Source organism: Psychrobacter sp. NPDC078929, assembly GCF_050267985.1.
GTDB lineage: Bacteria > Pseudomonadota > Gammaproteobacteria > Pseudomonadales > Moraxellaceae > Psychrobacter.
Genome location: NZ_JBNNFX010000018.1, coordinates 17,871 through 39,322, shown reverse-complemented (window position 1 = coordinate 39,322; position 21,452 = coordinate 17,871). Strand labels below are relative to the sequence as shown.

The 21,452-nt window shown below is 41.7% G+C and carries 19 protein-coding genes; 11 read left to right on the top strand and 8 right to left on the bottom strand.

Annotated features, from left to right (window positions below):
• Nucleotides 1–211 precede the first annotated feature (211 nt).
• Nucleotides 212–1,858: a hypothetical protein gene (locus ACQKCG_RS10480; protein WP_101205545.1), complete on the bottom strand. Its 1,647-nt coding sequence runs from the start codon at nucleotides 1,856–1,858 to the stop codon at nucleotides 212–214.
• 423 nt (nucleotides 1,859–2,281) lie between these two features.
• Between ACQKCG_RS10480 and ACQKCG_RS10475 the strand changes: the two genes are divergently transcribed.
• The 6 genes from ACQKCG_RS10475 to ACQKCG_RS10450 all read left to right on the top strand — a co-directional run bounded on the left by ACQKCG_RS10475 (nucleotide 2,282) and on the right by ACQKCG_RS10450 (nucleotide 7,509).
• Entirely contained in the window at nucleotides 2,282–2,890 is a 609-nt protein-coding gene (locus ACQKCG_RS10475) for a rhomboid family intramembrane serine protease (protein ID WP_101205544.1), read from the top strand.
• Between the two features lie 103 nt (nucleotides 2,891–2,993).
• Nucleotides 2,994–3,950: a metallophosphoesterase gene (locus ACQKCG_RS10470; RefSeq protein ID WP_101205543.1), complete on the top strand. Its 957-nt coding sequence runs from the start codon at nucleotides 2,994–2,996 to the stop codon at nucleotides 3,948–3,950.
• 107 nt (nucleotides 3,951–4,057) lie between these two features.
• Complete coding sequence (purE, locus tag ACQKCG_RS10465) at nucleotides 4,058–4,609, top strand: 5-(carboxyamino)imidazole ribonucleotide mutase (RefSeq protein ID WP_082624535.1); 552 nt, start codon at nucleotides 4,058–4,060, stop codon at nucleotides 4,607–4,609.
• Between the two features lie 197 nt (nucleotides 4,610–4,806).
• On the top strand, nucleotides 4,807–6,183 hold the full coding sequence (locus ACQKCG_RS10460; protein WP_134292591.1) for a 5-(carboxyamino)imidazole ribonucleotide synthase: 1,377 nt from the start codon (nucleotides 4,807–4,809) through the stop codon (nucleotides 6,181–6,183).
• Nucleotides 6,183–6,632: a YaiI/YqxD family protein gene (locus ACQKCG_RS10455; RefSeq protein WP_102093310.1), complete on the top strand. Its 450-nt coding sequence runs from the start codon at nucleotides 6,183–6,185 to the stop codon at nucleotides 6,630–6,632. The genes ACQKCG_RS10460 and ACQKCG_RS10455 overlap by 1 nt, the downstream gene beginning before the upstream one ends.
• Nucleotides 6,633–6,867: 235 nt before the next feature.
• Nucleotides 6,868–7,509, top strand: a complete 642-nt coding sequence (locus ACQKCG_RS10450; protein WP_134292592.1) for an NAD(P)H-binding protein — start codon at nucleotides 6,868–6,870, stop codon at nucleotides 7,507–7,509.
• Nucleotides 7,510–7,667: 158 nt separating this feature from the next.
• Here ACQKCG_RS10450 and epmA read toward each other — a convergent pair whose 3' ends face one another.
• The 3 genes from epmA to ACQKCG_RS10435 all read right to left on the bottom strand — a co-directional run bounded on the left by epmA (nucleotide 7,668) and on the right by ACQKCG_RS10435 (nucleotide 11,092).
• Nucleotides 7,668–8,696, bottom strand: coding sequence for an EF-P lysine aminoacylase EpmA (epmA, locus tag ACQKCG_RS10445; RefSeq protein ID WP_102090784.1), 1,029 nt, complete (start codon nucleotides 8,694–8,696; stop codon nucleotides 7,668–7,670).
• A gap of 50 nt (nucleotides 8,697–8,746) precedes the next feature.
• The gene (locus ACQKCG_RS10440) at nucleotides 8,747–9,856 is read right to left on the bottom strand and encodes a 4-phosphoerythronate dehydrogenase (RefSeq protein WP_101205607.1); all 1,110 of its coding nucleotides are present in this window, start codon (nucleotides 9,854–9,856) and stop codon (nucleotides 8,747–8,749) included.
• Nucleotides 9,857–9,964: 108 nt separating this feature from the next.
• Nucleotides 9,965–11,092: an AI-2E family transporter gene (locus ACQKCG_RS10435; RefSeq protein ID WP_134292593.1), complete on the bottom strand. Its 1,128-nt coding sequence runs from the start codon at nucleotides 11,090–11,092 to the stop codon at nucleotides 9,965–9,967.
• An 874-nt stretch (nucleotides 11,093–11,966) separates the two neighbouring features.
• Between ACQKCG_RS10435 and ACQKCG_RS10430 the strand changes: the two genes are divergently transcribed.
• Together ACQKCG_RS10430 and ACQKCG_RS10425 are read left to right on the top strand one after the other, a co-directional pair.
• On the top strand, nucleotides 11,967–13,658 hold the full coding sequence (locus ACQKCG_RS10430; RefSeq protein WP_102078089.1) for an NAD+ synthase: 1,692 nt from the start codon (nucleotides 11,967–11,969) through the stop codon (nucleotides 13,656–13,658).
• Between the two features lie 214 nt (nucleotides 13,659–13,872).
• Nucleotides 13,873–15,147, top strand: a complete 1,275-nt coding sequence (locus ACQKCG_RS10425) for a hemolysin family protein (RefSeq protein ID WP_134292594.1) — start codon at nucleotides 13,873–13,875, stop codon at nucleotides 15,145–15,147.
• 46 nt (nucleotides 15,148–15,193) lie between these two features.
• Here the strand turns inward: ACQKCG_RS10425 and ACQKCG_RS10420 are convergent, their stop codons facing one another.
• Nucleotides 15,194–15,910 (bottom strand): YggS family pyridoxal phosphate-dependent enzyme, encoded by a 717-nt coding sequence (locus ACQKCG_RS10420; RefSeq protein WP_134292595.1) that lies wholly within the window; start codon nucleotides 15,908–15,910, stop codon nucleotides 15,194–15,196.
• Between the two features lie 354 nt (nucleotides 15,911–16,264).
• On the opposite strand from ACQKCG_RS10420, the gene ACQKCG_RS10415 reads away from it, so the two are divergent.
• Together ACQKCG_RS10415 and ACQKCG_RS10410 are read left to right on the top strand one after the other, a co-directional pair.
• On the top strand, nucleotides 16,265–17,320 hold the full coding sequence (locus ACQKCG_RS10415; protein WP_057758253.1) for a type IV pilus twitching motility protein PilT: 1,056 nt from the start codon (nucleotides 16,265–16,267) through the stop codon (nucleotides 17,318–17,320).
• A gap of 132 nt (nucleotides 17,321–17,452) precedes the next feature.
• A complete protein-coding gene (locus ACQKCG_RS10410) occupies nucleotides 17,453–18,574 on the top strand; it encodes a PilT/PilU family type 4a pilus ATPase (RefSeq protein ID WP_134292596.1) in 1,122 nt (373 codons plus the stop codon).
• Between the two features lie 126 nt (nucleotides 18,575–18,700).
• Here the strand turns inward: ACQKCG_RS10410 and fur are convergent, their stop codons facing one another.
• Nucleotides 18,701–19,135 (bottom strand): ferric iron uptake transcriptional regulator, encoded by a 435-nt coding sequence (fur, locus tag ACQKCG_RS10405; RefSeq protein WP_057758249.1) that lies wholly within the window; start codon nucleotides 19,133–19,135, stop codon nucleotides 18,701–18,703.
• 317 nt (nucleotides 19,136–19,452) lie between these two features.
• Between fur and ACQKCG_RS10400 the strand changes: the two genes are divergently transcribed.
• On the top strand, nucleotides 19,453–19,872 hold the full coding sequence (locus tag ACQKCG_RS10400; RefSeq protein ID WP_057758247.1) for an outer membrane protein assembly factor BamE: 420 nt from the start codon (nucleotides 19,453–19,455) through the stop codon (nucleotides 19,870–19,872).
• Between the two features lie 34 nt (nucleotides 19,873–19,906).
• Here ACQKCG_RS10400 and ACQKCG_RS10395 read toward each other — a convergent pair whose 3' ends face one another.
• On the bottom strand, nucleotides 19,907–20,278 hold the full coding sequence (locus ACQKCG_RS10395) for an RnfH family protein (RefSeq protein ID WP_227543688.1): 372 nt from the start codon (nucleotides 20,276–20,278) through the stop codon (nucleotides 19,907–19,909).
• Nucleotides 20,266–21,399: a hypothetical protein gene (locus tag ACQKCG_RS10390; RefSeq protein WP_134292597.1), complete on the bottom strand. Its 1,134-nt coding sequence runs from the start codon at nucleotides 21,397–21,399 to the stop codon at nucleotides 20,266–20,268. The genes ACQKCG_RS10395 and ACQKCG_RS10390 overlap by 13 nt, the downstream gene beginning before the upstream one ends.
• Between the last annotated feature and the right edge of the window lie 53 nt (nucleotides 21,400–21,452).

Here is a 21,452-nt window from a genome sequence, read left to right as displayed (position 1 = left end):
TAGTAGTCATGGTGGCGATAAATCCATCAAACTACTTTATTTGGTTTTGATTATTATAAAATTCTTAAGCTGCTATTCACAGTCTGTACGTTGTTGTGCAAATGATACAGTAAGTAATGTTTCGGATGGCACACGTAACTATAGCCAAGCTACATGAAAAGATAGGCCATATAAAAAGACACGCCATACAAAACAGCGTGCCTTATAAAAACTACCTAACTTGAGCTGGTTCAGCAACGATAATCGTGTTTGCCATCTCATCCACTTCTGAAGGTGAGAAAGGGCCTGGCGGTCTGGTCGTTTGATTATTTGAAGGAAAGTTGTTGGGAATATTACTCGCGCCATTGGTAGGCAGATTGTTGGGCGCATTATTAAAACTGTTATTATTGTTAGGCAAAGGAGTTGGTATCACACGATCTCCAGTATCATCATCTGATGCTTGGTATTCGCCAGAGTTACTATTTACCCCATTATTATTGAGTTGATTATTAATCCCCGCCCCATCATCTACAAACTGGTTATTTGCGTTTGCCATGTTGTTCGTAGCATCACCAATATTGCTATTATCAGGCAACGGTAATGGTGCTGTACTCTCGACCACCATCGCTGGTGCTAAGTTGCGTACTTCTGTAACCAGTTTTTGCAGCAGCATATTGTCTGGCGCCTCCAGTGTGAGACGATCATTTTGCACATGCAAACGTGCAAATGGTGTTGATCTAAGCATCGTCAAGACATTGGACAGTATTTCGGCAGGCATATTAGCGATTGTGGTTGCTACCCCATCCTGTATGTTTAATTCACAAATACTTGCCTGCTCACCAAAGCTTGTATTGAGTGCCTGTTGCAACGTGCTTTGCAGTGCAGCATCGCCAACGGTCGCGCTACAAGTGTACAAGTTACCGCCGTTGTCTACACCGACAATAAGCTCAACAGGAGTCGTTGTTGGTACAGGAGGCACGGGTGCTGGCTGTGGTTCAACAGGTGCCGTGGCCACAGGCTCTACTGGTATTTCATTATTGGGTTTCACTAATAATGCCCATGCTGCTAGTGCAAGCGCAGCTAGAGCTACTATTAATAAAAACACACGTATTAGTAGATCGTTTCGTTGATTGCGAGTGCGTACTTGTGCATGCTTTAAATTACTATTTTCTGCCAAATGGTAGGCTGCTGGATTGGCATGAATAGCATCGCTATTGGCCATCGTATCGTTATCTAACGCTTCAGTGTTTGCACGCTCAGCAGTTGATATTTGCTCTATACTTTCTGCATCATTATTCGTTGTTGGTGTGTCTATGCCAGCTATGCCAGTAGCTAAAGTAGCGTCCTCAATTCTATTCGATATGTCGTCACTTACTGGCATATGTACTGGCACATAGTCATCATCTGAATTGAAACTTGTTTGTATTTGCTGACTAACGCTTTGAGGAGCCGTAATCACAGCGGTTGCCCAGATAGGTAAATATGGTCGTAAAGCAGCCTGTTTTTCTTGTAGAAATGCTGGCAAGAACTGCCCATTAGCCAATACTTTTAGCTCACGATATGCCAACGGGGTAGCGCTAATTAGTAATTGCTCAGTTGTCTGTTCATCAATGTGATGGGTAACTGCCAATTCTTGGAAAATCGTTTTTTGCAGGCTTTTATCTTGCCATATTTGTTCAAATAGAGGGCTTTCATTATTACTGCTAGTAATTACTTGATCAGTACGCAGCAACTGTGAGTAAACCTGTGGCACAGCTAGGCGCGCGGCCAAAACAGCATAAAACTGCTCAAGTAGATTGAAATAGGCGACATTATTGCTGTCATCATTACCCATTACAGCTGGGGTTACTGTTTGTTCTAGCTGGTCAATAATGTTCATATTCCACTGCCTCTATCAGCCTTATTTGAATGTGCAAAAACTAAGCACTTATTTTATTTTTATCTACATCATTTGGAAATGTTACTTTTTTATCTAAGGCCGTACTCGTAACTAGTCTAAGCATTACCTTAGTTATTGGTGTCTTCATTACCATCGCTCTAAAAGTTTCACTTATGTTGCATGGTACACTGCTACATTATTCACTATAACCGCATAAAAAAGCATCGTTTTGTCACACAATAGGTATTTGCGTTATCGCAACTACTGTTAGTATTAGTCTATTGCTAATGGTTAGTACTTAATACGGATCAGACGTCAAACTTATTTTTTACTCAGCCGTAACGCTTAGGCTTTGAATATTGTCATTTGTAGATTGTCATTTGTAACATTGTCACATATCAGGCACGGCCTAAGGATTTTCCTTTGTTAAACCATACGACGCTTATTATCATTATTACCGTTATTGTCAGCTTATTGGCTTGGCAAAACAAGACGCTATTTAATCGACTGATTTTTTACCCGCCAGCAGTCAACAATGGGCAATGGGATCGATTTGTGACCCATGGCTTTATTCATGCTGATAGTATGCATTTGCTCTTCAACATGTTTACTTTGTATTTCTTTGGACGTGCTATCGAAGGACTATATCAGCCGTTTTTATTAGGCTACGGTTTTGTGGTTTTTTATGTGTTGGCAATTATCGTTGCCATGATTCCAAGTTACGTGAAAAATAAGAACAACGCCAGTTATTTGAGTCTAGGCGCATCAGGCGGCGTATCGGCTGTGTTATTTGCTTTTATTCTGTTAGCACCATGGGAGAGGATTTATCTCTTTGCCGTGATTCCTATTCCTGCGATACTATTTGCCGTCGCTTATATATTTTATAGTATCTATGCGGATCGACGCGGTGGTTCAAATATCAATCATATGGCTCATATGTGGGGCGGCGCATTTGGCGTTATCGCCACGATCGTTTTGGAACCAAAAGTACTACCGCATTTTATCAATGCGTTGCTATCACCGGGATTTTAGACATTTTTACGTATAATAAAGCTAGCACTTTAAAGACTGCAATATTTTATGAGCTCTATTTTGCGCAGGGTACACTTCTACATTTGAGATTTAGTAATACATTATGATTATAGATATTATCGGTGATATACATGGTTATGCAGACAAGCTGGTCGGTCTGCTGCATCAGTTAGGCTATAAGCATAACGGTCAGCACTTCGTGCCACCAATAGGTCACAGGGCTTTGTTCATCGGCGATTTGATCGATCGTGGTTCACAGCAACTAGCTACACTGGAGATTGTCTTTGCGATGCTAGATGCCGATGTGGCCGATGCAGTGATGGGCAACCATGAATATAATGCTTTGGCATATGCCACGCGCGATCCTGATAATACTAGCCAGTATTTACGCTCGCACAATGATATCCATAGACGCCAACACGAGGCGTTTTTAGCAGAGATACCATTTGGCTCAGAGCAACATGAGTACTGGTTGCAGCGTTTATACGAAATTCCATTATGGATTGAGACCGACTACGCCTGTTTTGTACATGCTTGCTGGGATACAGATAGCATGGCAATACTAAAACCCCTTCTGACTGACGATAACTGTCTGACTCCAGCAGGTTTAATCGCGACGGCTAAAGAAGATACCATCGCCTTTGACGCTTTAGAGCGAGTACTAAAAGGGGTTGAAACAAGCTTACCTGATGGCATTGTGATGGTAGATAAAGAAGGTACTGAGCGTACACGAGTACGAGTACGCTGGTGGCTAGATGAGTTAAATACACGCACACTTCGTGAAGTGTCTCGTGCTCCATCGTCCGCGTTGGCGCAGATACCACCTGATGCGCTGGCTGAAAATATAGAATTTGCGCTAAAAACTCATAAACCTGTGTTCGTCGGGCATTATTGGCTCACTGGTACCCCTGAGCCACTCAGTCCACAAGTTGCCTGTACCGACTACTCTGCAGCAGTGGATAGCGGTTATTTGACCTGCTACCAGTTAGATACCGAACAACCATTACCATTGACGGCCAAGCATTTTGTTCAGCACTATCACGATGAAAAGCAAACATAAAATCGTGATATCACTGCAATTAACGCCATACCAGTATTAAAAGTCAAACTTGGCTTTACGAGTGTAGCAAAATTTTTGTATGATGGTCTTTTTGAGGATATCCAATCATGAGCACCACGAATACTGCTGCTAACCAGAACGGTCCAATTACCTCTCCTGCTGGTCAGCCAAAAGTCGGCATTATCATGGGTTCGCAGTCTGACTGGGCAACTATGAGTGCTGCTGCGCAATTGCTTGCAGACTTTGACATTGCTTTTGATTGTGAAGTTGTCTCTGCACACCGTACGCCTGACAGATTATTTGATTATGCCAAAAGCGCAAAAGATAATGGTCTACAAGTGATCATCGCTGGTGCAGGCGGTGCCGCTCATCTGCCAGGTATGTGTGCCAGCCAAACGCCGCTACCTGTTTTTGGTGTACCTGTAAAGTCATCTATGCTGAGCGGTTGGGATAGTCTACTGTCTATCGTACAAATGCCAAAAGGCGTCGCTGTTGGTACTTTGGCGATTGGTGCTGCTGGTGCTTATAACGCTGCCCTACTTGCAATTCAAGTACTGGCATTGCATGATGATACGATTGCTACTAAGCTCGATCAGATGCGCCAGTCCCAGACTGAGACTATTCTTGCTAGCCCAACACCAGGTATTATCAATCCTTAAGTAAATATAAATCGATCAGCTTTTATAGCAGAGTCTTTTATATTTATAGCTTAACGATTGAAGCTATCACTGTATATTTTTAAGCAATTCTGAGTAGAGATAAGGTGCATACAGTGCACCTTTTCCTATTTTCACCCATTGAGTTTTAGATTTTCATAGCCCAAACACCTTATTCACTTTTATTCAAAGAGCCTGCCATGACTACAGCAAACGCTTATCCTGTTACCCAAACCATTCGTACCATCGGTATTTTAGGCGGTGGTCAGCTTGGTATGATGCTTGCCGAAGCCGCCATGCCACTGGGTTACCAATGTGTATTCTTAGAAGACAATCCAGAATGCCCTGCCAGCTTATACGGTCGTGTCTTTCATAGCGATCAATTAGAAGACTTTATCGCAGCAGCGGATGTCTTTACGTTAGAGTTTGAAAACACACCAACGTCTACAGTCGAGCAGCTTACCGCTTTATCAAAATCTGGCAGCAAGCAAGGTATGTTTCCACCACTGATTGCGCTTGATATTGCCCAAGATCGTCTAAAAGAAAAGCAGATGTTCAACACGCTTGATATTGCAACCGTGCCATTTATGGAAGTCAATTCTGAAGCTGAGCTCAAACACGCTTGTAAAGAATTAGGACTGCCTATCGTTCTAAAAACCAGCCGAGGTGGTTACGATGGCAAGGGACAGTTCATCATCAAGCAAGACAGTGACATTAAAGCTGCTTGGCTAGATCTAAAAGACGCTGTCAGCGGCAAAGGCTCACTTACGCCAACACCTGCGCCATTAATTGCTGAAGGTTTTATTAATTTTAGCCGTGAAGTCTCTATCATTGCAGCAAGAGCGCAAAATGGCCAGGTACGCTGTTACGATTTGGTCGAAAACCATCATCACAATGGTATTTTGGCCAAAACTCAAGCGCCTGCTGTTGGTACGAGTCACTTGTTTCAGCAAGCAACAGATGCTATTACCAAAGTCATGAACCACTTGGATTATGTCGGCGTTATGGCGCTTGAATTGTTCGTCACCAAAGATGCTCGCGGTCACAACGCAATACTGGCGAATGAGATCGCACCACGGGTCCACAACTCTGGACACTGGAGTATCGAAGGCGCTATTACTAGTCAGTTTGAGAATCATATCCGTGCCGTGGTCAACTTGCCATTAGGCGATACAGATAACGTCCATCCTGCGATTATGGTAAATGTGCTGGGTCAATACCCTGATATCAGTGCGGTGCTAAATATTGATGGCGCTCATTATCATAGCTATCATAAGGCTGAGCGTGACGATCGCAAGATTGCTCATATCACCTTGATGCCTAATGATGTGACTGATTTAGAACCTGCTATGGCAAAATTGGTTGCTATCTTGCCAAACAAGGTTGGTCTAGATAAAGAGTATGCAAATGTAGATACTCAGCCTAGTAAAGTAGACGTCGATACTAAGATTAATGCTAAAAACAGTGCTCAGAACAGTGCTCAAAATGATGCCACATCTGATGAACTAGACACTAAAGATAGCCAAACAGACAGCCTGACTGCTACTCCATTAAAATCTGAGAAGGCCAAAAAATAATGCAGATATGGGTGGACGCAGACTCGGTACCATTGATTGCCAAAGATTTGATTATTAAAACGGCTGAACGTACTAAGACCATGGCCATATTTGTGGCCAATCAGCCGATTAAGTTACGCAAGTCGCCCCTACTTGTTATGACTGTCGTGCCATCAGGGTTCGACAAAGCTGATGATTATATCGTCGAACAGATACAAGCTGGTGATTTGGCTATCACTAGCGATATCCCTTTGGCCAATGACATTTTGGATAAAGGTGGTATGGTATTGACGACGCGCGGCGTGGTCTACGACAAAAACAACATCAAGCAAAAGCTCAATATGCGCGACTTTATGGACACCATGCGCGGTACTGGTGTCCTAGAGTTGCAGGAAATGAGCGGGCAAAAGCCCTACGGTGATCGTGATAAAAAAGCCTTTGCCGATGGTCTCAATCGCTTGGTTCGTTAGTGCCTTCTATGGTTCTATCTGACGCCTACCTGTTCTGTCATCTATTATATGATGTCATCTGATCAACGTTTGCTTCCTTGCAAACTGTATACACTCTATAACCAAACACTATTCAATCAGCACGCTTTATAACGAAGCGTGCTAACTATCTTTGTTACTCTATATTCGGTTTTTAAGATAAATAAACTTACTGAATAATTTAAACAATAGAATTTAAATAAAAATAGGAATGATTATGAAAATTTTAGTCGTTGGTGCAAGTGGTCGAGTGGGCGGTGATTTGGTTAAGCAGTTATTGGCTGATGACCATCAAGTTATTGGCACGACTCGTCAGAAAGAAAAACTATTTGATAATGACAACTATACCCAGCTAGATTTAGACATTACAGCCAGTAAAGACTCTATTGAAAAACAACTGGATCAGGATATAGAGGCTGTTTACTTTGTTGCAGGATCTGGTGGCAAGAACGTCTTAGAAGTTGATTTGCATGGTGCTGTAAAAACGATGCAGGCTGCACAAGATAAAGGCATTAAACGTTATATTATGCTGAGCTCAGTCTTTTCATTAGAAACTGACAAATGGGATGAAAACCCTGGTATTGCAGACCTAAAAGAATACTACATCTCTAAACATTACGCCGATCACTGGTTAGTGAATAACAGCTCGCTGGATTACACTATTATACAGCCAGGCGCACTAAAAGAACGCGCAGGTACTGGTAAAATTACTATTAATGATACCAGCTCTGGTGAGAATGCCATCGAAGATGTAGCGACAACATTGGCTGCTGTACTCACAGCGGATAACACGATAGGCAAAGTCTTCAATCTACACAATGGTGACATCGATATTAATGAAGCAGTTGCTACCGTATAAATAAGTTTAGTATTAACAGAATTGATTGTGGACGCTAGATTTTAGAAGCAGCCGATACAAAAGGTCGTTATCGATTCGCCAATATCTAATTGGTAAATAGGTAGCGACCTTTTTATTATGTATTTAGATTATAGCTAACCTAAAAGACGCGTATTCAATCATGCTTGCCCACTGGGAAAAGGGATGACTTCTTCCAAGCTGCTTGCACCTGTTACAACCATTAGCAATCTATCCATACCGACTGCGATACCGCTACATGGTATCAAATCATTGGAGGCAGCTAATAGATGCTCATCGATTGGCATTTTAGGTAGATTATGACGCGCACGTAATTGATTGTCTTGTTCAAAACGGTCACGCAATGCTTGACCATCTGCTAGCTCATCATAAGCATTAGCGATTTCAATGCCATTGATATACAGCTCAAAACGTTTCGCAATTTTATTACCGTCTTTATCCATAGCGGTTTTCGCTAACGCAGCGGTCGCAGGTGGATACTCTATAATCAATGTCGGCAAATCATGACCTAGGTTTGGCTCTACGGCGTGACTGAATAACAAATCTAACCAGCTCTGACGACGATTTTCTTCGCTATCATCAGTATTATTAAAATTAAATCCTGTCAAACCCATATCTTCTGCCACGGCTCGCAATGCAGTTAAACTCGCTGTCAACGGATGTATACCAACATAATCCATAAAAGCATCGACATAGCGATAATGACTCATCACAACAGAATGACCATAAAGCGCTTCTAACAACTCATTAAGTTCAGTTGCTATCTCGTCCAGACTATAATTCGGTTGATACCATTCAAGCATCGTAAATTCAATATTATGACGCGTACCTATTTCATTATCACGAAAGACAGGACAAATCTGATAAATAGGTACTTGCCAGCTGGCTAATAAACGCTTCATTGCAAACTCAGGCGAGGTATGCAGATAATAAGTGCGCGGACGGTCTTGATAGGTCACATGAGCTGCTACAGACTGCAAAAAAGTGTCTGTATTGCCTGCTTGGGATAATAGCGGTGTCTGCACTTCCAGCACTTGTCGACTGGTAAAAAACTGACGAATATTGCTGATAAATTGCGCACGCTGTTGTGCCATTGCAAGTGTCATGGTTGGCGCGTAGCTAGGCTTAGAAGTAATAAGCTGCGAAGAAATGTTATTTGCTTGAGTCATTGGGCTCTACTGCGACTGATTAATAATTGGTTGCTCAGTATCTCGTTTAATTAAAACTGCCACTCACGGCGCAAGTTATAATCACGTCTCAGACCGTCGAAGTCAGCACCACTTACTTGCCCATCAACTGCTTTATTTCGTAACGAGGTATCATCTTGCATGATGTCATAAAACTTTGGCAGTCTGTCTGGATATGATTTTAATTCAGACCATAAGAACATATTTAACGGTAGCAGATTGGACATAGATTGAGCTAGAGGTATCGATAATTTTTCGCACAATGCATCATAAATAGTTTGTGTGCCACGCAGCTTACCTTCTAGCGTATAGCCAGCGATATGCGGTGTAGCAATAGCAAGTTTGGATAGTAAGCTTACTGCGACTTCCGGCTCATGCTCAAACACATCTAGCACCACTTGACGTCCAGTACGCTCAATATCGGCTTCAAGCGCACTTTCCTCAATTACAGGCCCACGTGCACTATTAATCAATATCGTATCGGCAGGCATCGCTGCTAATGCAGCTGCATTAATCAGATGACGTGTTGGGTAATCACTACCTTTAGGATTCGTCGCATTCTTTTCATTGGTCAAAGGCACATGCAGACTAACCACGTCACTTTGGCTAAGTACCTGCTCCAAGCTAGCATTGTTAGTTTTGGAGGCTGGTAACAGGGGATCATAACCTAGCACCTGCCAACCCAAATCATAGGCATATTGAGCAAGCGTATTACCGATATTACCAAGGCCAATGATACCTAAGGTTAATGACGCCGACTGCTGCCAATACTGCGGACGCAAAGTGGAAATAGCCGTCAATACATATTGAGCCACAGAATGCTTACTACAACCAGCCGCATTGGCGAAAGTGATATTGCGAGACGCTAGATAATCTTGGTCTACATGGTCGGTACCAATAGTCGCAGACCCAACAAATTGCACGCTGTTATTATTCACTAATAGCGCTTCGTTTACTTTCGTCACCGAGCGTATCAGCAGTACATCTGGCTGTACTCTAGCAAGTAGCGCTGCATCAATAGCTCGACCAGCAACAGCAATGATATCAACCGTATGCTCAGTCAGATGACCAAGCGTAGAGTCATTAAAAAAATCATTCAGACTGGTGATATTACTGTCCGCTAAAATAGTGATATTTTTAATTGTACTTAATTTATCGGTCTTATTATTCGTCGAATCTGCCATATTCTCATTTGTCATTATTCATCATCTCTATCGATAATTTTTTACATCGTATTTGCTAGCGACTCATTATTCCGGTCCATGCACAGGATCTATCGCACGAGGGTCAGAAAGCATCACCTCTTGCTGAGCAAATATCTCATTCTTATGCTGCGATATCCACTCGCGCCATACCGCAAGCCCAATAGCCAGCACGACAGGCCCAATAAACAAACCAACAAAACCAAATGCTGTAAGACCACCCAGTACACCAATAAAAATAATGATAAAAGGGATTTTGGTCGCGCCGCTAATGACGATAGGACGAATCAAGTTATCTACCCAGCTAATCACCAGTACACCCCACAGTGCCAAACCAATACCTTCTGCAGTATGCCCTTGACTCAATAGCCAAATCGACACACCGCCCCAAACGAATGGTGTGCCGAATGGAATCAAGGCAATAATAAACGTGACAATGGTCAATAAGATAGGACTTGGCGCACCAGCGAAGTAATAGCCGATACCAGCCAATAGTGCCTGAGCCAATGCCGTCAGCCCAATGCCGTATACCACAGCGCGCGTAGTTGTACCCACAGAATCGATGTAACCATCAATGCGATTACCGATGATGTTACGCAGCGCTTGACGAATCTGCCGAACCAGACTGGTGCCATCACGATAAAAAAAGAAGAGTGTCATTAACGCCATACCGAGTTTGGCCAAACTACTGAACACCACATCAAAGGCTATTTTGCCATAATATAAATGCGACTGAACCCAAATGCGAAAAGCTTCTAGCGTCCCTTCTGGGTTTTTATTGATACGCCACAGCACGTCTTTGACTTGCTGGCCGATGATAGGCAAATCTTTGAGGGAGTCAGGCACATCTAAGTAACCTACCTTGATACGGTAAATCAAATTACTGATTAAACTTAAAGCTTCTTGCTGCAAGATAAACACACCGATAACCACTGGCACACCAATTATCAGTGAAATACTCACCGTCATAATAGCGGCGCTAAAGTCTGGGCTTAGCTTTACCTTTTCATGGAAGAAATTATAAATAGGAAAGGTCACATAGGCCAAAATCGCTGCCCACAGCGCTGGCACAATAAAAAATTGCACCACTTGAAAACACAATACGAACAGTACCACTAGCAACGTAATTGCCAATAAGCGCTGAATAATAAATTCTTTTGTCCAGTTTTCAATCATAGCGTATAAACCAAAAGCGGACAGCAAACGATAGTTTTGCTGGCGAGTTTATAAATGTGTGATGAATATCAGCTCTTAGACACTGTCTGTAAGCCATATCCATTAGCGAGAATTGCGAATCATACAAAAAAGCATTGGGTCGGACTTATGAAATCATATAACGATTAAGTAATATGGCAATTAAATAGTATGACGATTAAATAGTATGAATGTGCCCAGTTCCATACCGCGAATTCAAAGCCCTTTCTCATTATAGATAAAATAATAAAAATGCGGTTAGCACGCTTTATTATGCAATAAAGCATGTGAATTATATAACGCGTTGTTGTAATCTTTACTTACAACTTTGTCTATGCAAGCTTACTAGATGACGACGATAATGACTAGCGCATAATGCATGAATTTAGTGTGTAAAAATGATGTATTGAAAACTGCTTTTATGTTCAGCTTTTAAACTGTTATCTTATAAGGGAATCCACTGGTGCGTTCTATTTGTCGCGACAATTGATGTTATACTAAAGCAATTATTTTAAGCTTTTCAGTGTAGTTAAGTTTATTTGCACATGTTTATTTACATCGTCGTACAGACATTGAATCCTTTGAGCCAGATTTCAACACCTGCTTATATCGTCTTCTTTTAGACTATCATAAGTTCTCATTTTAGGGTGTCGCTATCACTTAGAGTGAGTTACTTGAGCAAAATCATAAGTCTTTTATAAAGGCTTATACGAGATTTAGACTCAGCATATCAGCTCAATATTTGAGCTGATATGCCAGAGCGCAGTTTTGAGTTAATTTCGGATTTACTTTGATTTTATTTGAAATCAATGCAGACACACCAAATTTTAATAATATATCGATAGGAACAATAACAATGTCAAAAGACACTGATAACCCCAACTCTAACACCTCAAACGAAGCCAGTAAGACCAATAAACCACAAGATACTGTCACTTTTGCTTTAGCTCAATCACATTTTTTGGTCGGTGATATCTCAACCAACGTTGAAAAAATGCGTACCCTAGCATTACAAGCACGCGAACAAGGTGCTGACGTAATCGTATTCCCAGAGTTAGCGCTGTTAGGCTACCCTCCACAAGATTTATTGCTGCGTCCAAGCTTGTCAGGTCGCGTTAAAAGCGCTTTATCTACTTTGAGTGATATCGATGATATCGTCATGATTGTCGGCTATCCGCATGTCGATCATCACGGTACGTTTAACTCTGCTGCCATTCTACATAATGGTCATCAAAAAGGTTTTTACCATAAGCAAATTTTGCCAAACTATGGCGTGTTTGATGAGCGTCGCTATTTCGATAAAGGTCGTAATCAAGTTTTATTTGACTATAAAGGCATTACTATTGGTCTACTTATCTGTGAAGATTTGTGGGAAAAAGGGCCTATCTCCGAGCTTAAAAAACAAGGTGCTGATTTAATCGTAAGCTTAAATGCCTCGCCTTTTGAGATTGAAAAGCAAGACAATCGCAAAACCATGCTTGCCAAGCGTAGCCGTGAAAACAAACTACCTATCGTCTATGTCAACGCAGTGGGCGGGCAAGACGATCTAGTGTTTGATGGTGGCTCTATGGCTGTACAAGCTGACGGTAGCATTGCTCATGAAGCACCACGCTTTATGAACCAGTTGCTACTGGCTACGTTAGATGTAAAAACTGCTAAGTTTAACGAGCAGACCAAAGCGCCTCTAACCTTAAGCCGTGAATCTGAAATGTATCAGGCGTTAGTCGTCGGTCTACGCGACTATGTCAACCATTCAGGGTTCTCTGGCATTATTGTCGGGTTATCAGGTGGTATTGACTCAGCATTGACGCTCTGTATCGCTGTTGACGCTCTAGGCGCTGACAAGGTATATGCAGTTATGATGCCATACGAGTATACTTCTCAAATCAGTCTAGAAGATGCTCAAGCACAGGCACGTCGCCTAAATGTTTCTTACACCGTCTGCCCTATTTTTGACGCTGTCGAAGGCATCCGTCATACGTTAGCGCCGTTATTCAATAAGTCACCAGCGGATACGACCGAAGAAAACATCCAAGCGCGCGCTCGCGGTGTGATTTTGATGGCACTGTCTAATAAATTCGGTCATTTAGTTATCACAACTGGTAACAAGTCAGAATTGGCTGTTGGTTACTCAACGCTATATGGCGACATGGCTGGCGGCTTTGACGTACTAAAAGACGTATATAAGTCTCAAGTTTATAAATTGGCAAGCTATCGTAATCGTTTAGAAGATACGCCTGTCATTCCTGAGCGCGTTATCACTCGTCCACCATCGGCTGAATTACGTCCAGATCAAAAGGATCAAGACAGCTTGCCTGACTACGATGTGTTAGATGGTATCTTGACATCATATATCGATGAAGACATGGGCTATCAAGAGATTATTGATAAAGGCTTTGATGCTGAGATGGTCGCTAAAGTCATCAAAATGGTAGACAACAGCGAATACAAACGCTTGCAATCTCCTATCGGTACTAAGATTAGCCACAAAGCTTTTGGACGTGAGCGTCGTTATCCGTTGGTTAATAAGTGGTCAATCAAAGGTTAATTACCATACACCTCTTAACTTCTACTATCTATAAGTTGAGAGGTACTAGTTAGCCAGTTTTACAAGATATCGAATTTTTTACTATTAGCTGGGTGCTTGCCCAGCTTTTTTGGTTTTTATCTACCAAAAATTTTTACACCTAGCCATATTCTTTTCTACACAGTTTCACTAACTATTTTGCCTTAATTATCTTTATTCCTTTTTCGAGTACGTCATGAGTTTGCTAACCGCTAGTGTTTTTCTTCTTTTACTGCTTGCCTTAAGCACCTTTGTCTCTGCTGCCGAGATTGCCATCGCCGCAGGCCGCAAAATCAAGCTCCAAATTATGGCAAAAGAAGGCGATGTTCGCGCACTTGATGTGCTCAATATGCAAGAGCATCCTGGTAGCTTTATCACCGTTGTACAAATAGTACTAAATGCGGTCGCTATTTCAGCTGGTGCCGTGGGTGAGTCGGCCATTAGTCCTTATCTCGAGCAGTTATTAAATAGTGAAACGATAGCATCAGTTATATCATTTGTACTTATCACGAGTTTGTTTTCACTACTTGCCGACCTAATGCCTAGGCGTTTGGCCATGTCAAATGCTGAGACGATAGCGGTACGGCTCGTACGCCCGATGATGTTGTTGATATTTATACTAAAGCCCATTATATGGGTGTTCGATGGGGCTGCGAATATCCTGTTTAAGCTTTTTGGCATCTCAACCATACGTCAAGATGATATGACACCAGAAGATATTTATGCAGTGATGGATGCTGGTGCTGAAGCGGGTGTACTAAAGAAGCAAGAGCATCACTTGATCGAAAACATCTTTGATATGCAGGAGCGTACCGTCACCTCAGTGATGAATCCTCGAGAAAATATCGTTTATTTTGATACCAAGACAAGTACCGAAGAAGTCGTGAATATCATGATTGAGCAGCCACACAATAAGTTCTTGGTCTGCCATGATGATGATTTAGAACATATCGTTGGTTATGTGGAATCTCGTAGCTTTTTGGCTTTGGTTTTGAACCAACAAGAAGTTAGCCTGACAAACAAGACTCTATTGAAACCAGCACTTTTCGTGCCTGATACGTTGTCTTTGTTTGAAGTATTAGAAATGTTTAAATCTACTGGCGCTGATTTTGCGGTCATCGTGAATGAATATGCCCTAGTCGTTGGCATTATCACCTTAAAGGACGTGATGAGTATTGTGATGGGTGAGTTGGTAACGCTAGAAGAACAACCTATTGTCCAGCGCACTGACAATTCGTGGCTAATCGATGGCATGACCCCTATAGAAGATGTGATTCGTGCATTAGATATCGTCGACTTACCACGAAGTCAAAATTACGAAACTATCAGTGGATTTATGATGTATATGCTCCGAAAAATCCCTAAAAAGACCGACACGATTGAGTATGCCAATTATCGATTTGAGATTATCGCGACTGATAATCTTAAAATTACGCAGATGCTAGTCACCAAATTAGAAGATGTCATTTAATCTACTGGCTAGTTAAAGGATGCTTAACTAGCTTCTTCACATTGCTTTAAGCACGCTGACCAAAGATAGCAGTGCCGACACGTACCATCGTTGTGCCATTTTCTATCGCTTCCGCCATATCACCACTCATACCCATACTAAGCGTATCCCAACCACTTAACTCTGAATGGTCAGCTTTGATCTCTTCAAACAACTGCTTAGTTCGAGCAAAGGCATCCGTATTTGCTTTAGCAGGAATAATCATCAGACCACGTAGCTGCAAACGCTCGTAGCCTTTGATCGCTGTTATCAGCTCTGGCAACTGGGCTGGCAGGCATCCTGACTTGCTATCTTCGTTATCGATGTTTAATTGGATCAACACATTCAATGGTGGCAGGTCAGCTGGTCGTTGGTCATTCAATCGTTTGGCGATGATATCGCGCTCAACCGTTTGCACCCAATCAAAGTGCTCTGCAATGTCACGTGTCTTATTACGCTGAATACTACCGATATAATGCCAAACGATACTCTTGCCTACAGGCTGGGCTTTAAGAATAGTAATTTTTGCGATGGCCTCTTGTAGATAGTTTTCACCAAAATCACACTGTCCCTGCTTCGCTAAAGTTGCGATCATATCGGCAGGTTTCGTTTTCGAAACAGCCAGCAGCATAACATTATCAGCCTGTCTGTCAGCATGATCACACGCTTGCTTCATCTGCTTACTAACTTGTTGCCAATTATCGATAAGTGTCACTTCATCAATATTGCCATTCATTTCCTTCATATTCTGCCCTTATTGCTTGATTAATTTTTTGAAATTTTTTTCTGCAATTTTTATTATAAAAAAACATAACTATCCGATTTTTAAAAGTAAATTAGAAATAACTCCTATAAGAGTTATTTTAAAACGATCCAGTTCTATTTTTTCTTAATTTAGTAGATGGTTAAATACTCATAGTCTTGTTATGATATTGTTACATGCTTTAACATATGCTGCTGAATATGCTAGTGATGGTAAAGACCTGTACTGGTGAGCTTCTTATCATCTCTTATTATACTAAGGCTATCGATAGATAGTTTACCACGTACTTTTATAGTGTTTTGTCTTACCTAGACTAAGTGATAGGAATATCAAATTATGGCTGAAAAAAATAATCTTAATATCGAAGACTTGCTGCGCTTTACGGTTAAGCATAAGGCGTCAGATTTACATATTTCAGCGGGTATGCCGGCAATGATACGTGTTGATGGTGAAATGACACGTATTAATATGCCAGAGATGACCCATCAGGTCGTGCATCAGCTTATTTATGACATCATGAATGATAAGCAACGTGCTGACTTTGAGGAGTTTTTTGAAACGGATTTTTCTTTTGAAATTCCTAATCTAGCACGCTTCCGTGTCAACGCTTTTAATCAAAACCGCGGTGCAGGCGCTGTATTCCGTACCATTCCTTCCAAAGTATTAACGATGGAAGACTTAGGTATGGGCGATGTCTTTAGACGCGTTTCAGACTTTAAGCGTGGTGTGGTATTGGTCACAGGCCCAACAGGCTCAGGTAAATCAACAACACTTGCGGCGATGATTGACTATATTAACGAAAGCCGTAAAGAGCATATTTTAACTATCGAAGATCCGATTGAATTTGTGCATCAATCTAAGAAAAGCTTGATTAACCAGCGTGAAGTACACCGTGATACTTTGGGTTTTGAGCCAGCATTGCGCTCTGCCCTACGTGAAGATCCCGATGTTATTTTGGTTGGTGAGCTACGTGACCTTGAGACTATCCGTTTGGCATTGACGGCAGCAGAAACTGGTCACTTAGTATTCGGTACCTTGCATACTAGCTCAGCGGCTAAGACAATTGACCGTGTTATTGATGTATTCCCTGCTGCTGAAAAAGATATGATCCGCGCTATGCTATCCGAGTCGTTGCAAGCTGTTATTTCACAGACCCTGTTACGTCGTCAAGCAGGTGGACGTATAGCCGCCCATGAAATAATGATAGGCACCCCTGCTATCCGTAACTTGATACGTGAGAACAAAATCGCTCAGATGTATTCTGCCATCCAAACAGGTGCAGGCGATGGCATGATCACCCTTGATCAGACGTTAAAGAACTTGGTAAGTAAAGGAACCATTAGTAAGGATGTTGCACGTCCTTATGCCAAGCAACCTGAGGCATTTTTATAGTACTGACAGACAGTATTGACAGATACCATCAAAAATAACAAACAACTTATGGTCTCTGTAATTACTTTTTTACTTTTTACTGACGTATTTAAAATATGATTTTAATTGACTTACATCTGGTACAGGTGCGATATGGACATTGATAAACTATTACAATTAATGATCAGCAAAAATGGCTCTGACCTTTTTATTACTGCTGACGTAGCACCTTCCATGAAAGTGAATGGAAAAATTTTACCTGTCGGTAGAACACCTTTGAGTGCTGAACAAACCATGAGATTGGTCAAAGGTGTAATGACACCAAGCCAGCAAAAAGAGTTTGAAGATACCAACGAGTGTCAATTTGCGATCTCTGACGAGGCGCAACAAGCTCGCTTTCGAGTCAGTGCATTTGTACAACGCGATATGGCAGGAATGATTTTACGGAAAATTGAAAACAACATTCCAACGGTCGAAGAGTTACGTTTACCGCCAGCGCTAAAAGAATTGGCCATGAAAAAACGCGGTATTGTTCTATTAGTTGGCGCAACAGGTACAGGTAAATCTACTACCCTTGCTGCAATGATAGGACATCGCAATCAAAACTCTCATGGTCATATCATTACGATAGAAGACCCTATTGAGTTTGTTCATAAACATCGCGGCTGTATTATTACCCAGCGTGAAGTTGGTATCGATACTCATTCATTTGAAGCAGGCCTAAAAAACACGCTACGCCAAGCACCCGATGTCATCTTAATCGGCGAGATTCGTAACCGTGAAGTCATGAACTACGCTATCCAATATGCTGAGACAGGTCATTTAGTGTTTGCAACGTTGCACGCAAACAATGCCAACCAAGCAATTGATCGTATCATTCACTTCTTTGAAACCAATCGCCATAATCAGTTGTTTATGGATTTGTCGCTGAACCTACAAGCTATTATCGCGCAGCAACTTATCCCCACACCTGATGGTAAAGGACGACGCGCTGCTATTGAGATTTTGCTAAATTCGCAGCTGATTAGTGACTATATCCGTAAAGGAGAAGTCCATGAAATCAAAGATGTGATGACACGCTCACGAGACAGTGGCATGCAAACCTTTGATCAGGCACTTTTTGATTTGTATGAACAAGGAGAGATAACGTATAAAGAAGCGATTTTACATGCCGACTCTCCTAATGATCTACGCCTAAAAATTAAGCTCAGTAGCAAAAACGGCAAGGCTAATTTAGATGAAGGTGCTGATAGTTTATCGTTAGATGTGAGCTAAATTATTGCGCTTTCTAGGCATAATAGACATATAAAAAGAAACCCTCGTTATAAATAACGAGGGTTTTTTACTGTTCAATATCGTAGTACTAGTAGAAATAAGCGTTTCTACTAGTACGCTAGACAATTATTTCGCGCTATCTCTACAGGCTTGATCCGCACAAATGCCATATAGCACGAGAGAATGCCCAGACAGTTTAAAGCCATGTTTTTCTGCTACTTTTAGTTGCTCTTCTTCGATGACTTCATTATGAAACTCTATAATCTTGCCACACACATCACAAACTAGGTGATCGTGATGCTCTTCTTGGGTAATCTCAAATACAGATAGATTGTTTTCAAAGTTATGACGCTCAACAATACCTGCTTGTTCAAACTGTGTTAGGACACGATAGACAGTGGCAAGACCTACATCTTCACCTTGCTCGATAAGTGCCTTATATACTTCTTCTGCACTCATGTGATGCAGCTCTGCGCTTTCTAATAGCTCTAAAATTTTGATACGAGGTAACGTGACCTTGAGTCCTGCTCTACGTAAATCTTGATTGGTAAAAGAAGCCATAATATCCCTTTTGACTGTGACAGCCTTAACAAATAGAAAATATGAGATAAATAATCAACAAAGATTATTTTTATTTAATATAAAGTAAATGATCAATAATAAACTGATGAAACTTACGCAGACATCTCTCTTATTATTTTCTAAATATCGAGATGCAAGCCTATGAATTTAAAATATAATTAATCTAACTATTCAGATTGTGTTTGGTAAATAATGTCGTAAGTGGTAGGCAATTGCAAGTAAATGACGTATCATTTGTCCAAGATTGTCGGTCAGACTGGTACGACCTAACACTGGCCACACCTAATTCATTTCTTATGAGTCATCTTACCATGATAAAGACATTAAATTTCCGTCCGTTAAGCCACACAAGCGCATTACGTAAGATCGTTATCACCAGTATGCTTAGCGCTACTGTTGCTATGTCTGGCTGCTCATTATTGAGTGTTTATAAGATTGATTTGCCACAAGGCACAGCGATTACGCAAACCCAAGCCCAGAAGCTAAAAGTGGGTATGAATCAAAACCAAGTTCTTTATACTCTTGGCAGCCCTGCGATTCGAGATACTCTTGAACCTAAACGCTGGGATTATATCTATGACTACAAAGCAGGCACTGAAGGTAGCCGCAAAGGCATCGCAGATGTCAAAAATGCTAGCCAGCATTTAGTTGTTTACTTTGATGATAATGGTTTGGTCACGCGCATCGAAGGTATTGAGAGTCTGCCAGCATCATAGTCAGCGAAACCTATTAGCTTAGATAGTTAACGGTTTAGCTACGAGATTTATTTTTGCGCTGAGACATAGGATCAGCGCTTAAACTGCGATATACCTCGATACGATCAAAAGGCTGTAGCAAATAGCTTAATGCCTGTTTCTGTGCATAAATACCCACATGCCAACATTTCGCAGTTGGCGTGGTGATATCTATTACTTGCTCACACCACGCTGCCAGTTCTGCAAATTTCTCAAGCCATCCTGCTTGCGCCAACGCTTCATGCAAACTAGTATCTTGTCTAACCTGCAAAGCTAGATAATGCTGGCGCTGCTCATCTTCAGCATACGCCAGATATACGGTCATTAGATTGGCTTGCGTAGACTGTGGCACGCTGTTGTCACGACCTTCGACTGTTAGCTCAACCACTGCATCACCCAACCTATCAATGCTAGCAGCAATGCTAATGGTACGACTAAACGTATCGCTACTCGCCACAAGTTATAAACTGCTTCATTGCTAAAATTTAACGACTTGCGTAGATGGCTGATTTTCATCTGCCATCCCGCAAATACTGATAATAATAGTACAGCAATGCTACTAATAATGACCAAGATGCCAACTAACCATGCTGTCGGTATCGCAACCACTAATAGTAACGCTACAGCAAAAGTGATTATCAAACTAACTAATAATCCAAACTTATGCGTTAACTGCTGAGTACTGTAATGTAGCAAGTAACTGGCTACAAATAACACCCCACCCCAATATAACAGCTGTCCAATTGGTGGTAGCGACATACCACTAGTAAATAAAGCCACTACTCCTATCAGCAGTTGCAATACCCAAATCGGTAACACTAGCTTGGTTGCACGGTACTCACGAGTAGCCGCTCTGTTTTTTACTTGCTGATTGTTTGCTTCTACCGCTGTGACTGTTTGTCTGCTTACCAAGTTCTGACCGAACCAGTATAATCCTGTACCCGCACCGACACTGACCAATGCTAGTGCGACTGCGCGTGCCCATTCTGTCAAACTGACATCAGTCATGGCAAAACCAACATTTGGTACACCATTTGCGAACCCTAGCAGCAACCCTATCACCATCAATCCCAAACCAATAGGTAGAGGTGCAATACCCAACAAGCTTAAGAGTAACGCGATGACCATCAGGCCTGCAGCAACTGCGAAGTTCGGTACATCGGGTACACTATTTAGCTCAGTTAATGCAGACAATATACCTGTACTTGCGCCAGATATAACCAACGCTGCAATCACAATAGAGACTAATGCCGCTAACCAACCAAAGCTACGCCAGATCGGACTGACATCTGCTTCACGAGTGAGCTTTTGCATACCCGCTAGAGGGCCTTCAACGCTACGATAGGCCAATGCTATCTCAGCGTAAACAACTGGCAGCGCAACCAATACCATGGCTAATAGCCATAGTAACCAAAAGTCAATCTCACCAATTGACGCAGGTGCAAACCAACGAAATAGCAATAACGGCAGTAGCGCCGCGATAAAATAAGAAGCATAACGGATCATCATAATTTCAATCCAAACGATCTAATTAATACCATTCACAAAAACTGGATTAGCAA

Bases quoted from the DNA above. Each gene is read 5' to 3' on its own strand.
- ACQKCG_RS10425 (WP_134292594.1), top strand. From the start codon at position 13,873: ATGAGTTTGCTAACCGCTAGTGTTTTTCTTCTTTTACTGCTTGCCTTA.
- fur (WP_057758249.1), bottom strand. From the start codon at position 19,135: ATGGCTTCTTTTACCAATCAAGATTTACGTAGAGCAGGACTCAAGGTC.
- ACQKCG_RS10420 (WP_134292595.1), bottom strand. From the start codon at position 15,910: ATGAAGGAAATGAATGGCAATATTGATGAAGTGACACTTATCGATAAT.
- ACQKCG_RS10430 (WP_102078089.1), top strand. From the start codon at position 11,967: ATGTCAAAAGACACTGATAACCCCAACTCTAACACCTCAAACGAAGCC.
- epmA (WP_102090784.1), bottom strand. From the start codon at position 8,696: ATGACTCAAGCAAATAACATTTCTTCGCAGCTTATTACTTCTAAGCCT.
- ACQKCG_RS10410 (WP_134292596.1), top strand. From the start codon at position 17,453: ATGGACATTGATAAACTATTACAATTAATGATCAGCAAAAATGGCTCT.
- ACQKCG_RS10480 (WP_101205545.1), bottom strand. From the start codon at position 1,858: ATGAACATTATTGACCAGCTAGAACAAACAGTAACCCCAGCTGTAATG.
- ACQKCG_RS10455 (WP_102093310.1), top strand. From the start codon at position 6,183: ATGCAGATATGGGTGGACGCAGACTCGGTACCATTGATTGCCAAAGAT.
- ACQKCG_RS10415 (WP_057758253.1), top strand. From the start codon at position 16,265: ATGGCTGAAAAAAATAATCTTAATATCGAAGACTTGCTGCGCTTTACG.
- ACQKCG_RS10435 (WP_134292593.1), bottom strand. From the start codon at position 11,092: ATGATTGAAAACTGGACAAAAGAATTTATTATTCAGCGCTTATTGGCA.
- ACQKCG_RS10450 (WP_134292592.1), top strand. From the start codon at position 6,868: ATGAAAATTTTAGTCGTTGGTGCAAGTGGTCGAGTGGGCGGTGATTTG.
- ACQKCG_RS10460 (WP_134292591.1), top strand. From the start codon at position 4,807: ATGACTACAGCAAACGCTTATCCTGTTACCCAAACCATTCGTACCATC.
- ACQKCG_RS10390 (WP_134292597.1), bottom strand. From the start codon at position 21,399: ATGATGATCCGTTATGCTTCTTATTTTATCGCGGCGCTACTGCCGTTA.
- purE (WP_082624535.1), top strand. From the start codon at position 4,058: ATGAGCACCACGAATACTGCTGCTAACCAGAACGGTCCAATTACCTCT.
- ACQKCG_RS10400 (WP_057758247.1), top strand. From the start codon at position 19,453: ATGAGTCATCTTACCATGATAAAGACATTAAATTTCCGTCCGTTAAGC.
- ACQKCG_RS10470 (WP_101205543.1), top strand. From the start codon at position 2,994: ATGATTATAGATATTATCGGTGATATACATGGTTATGCAGACAAGCTG.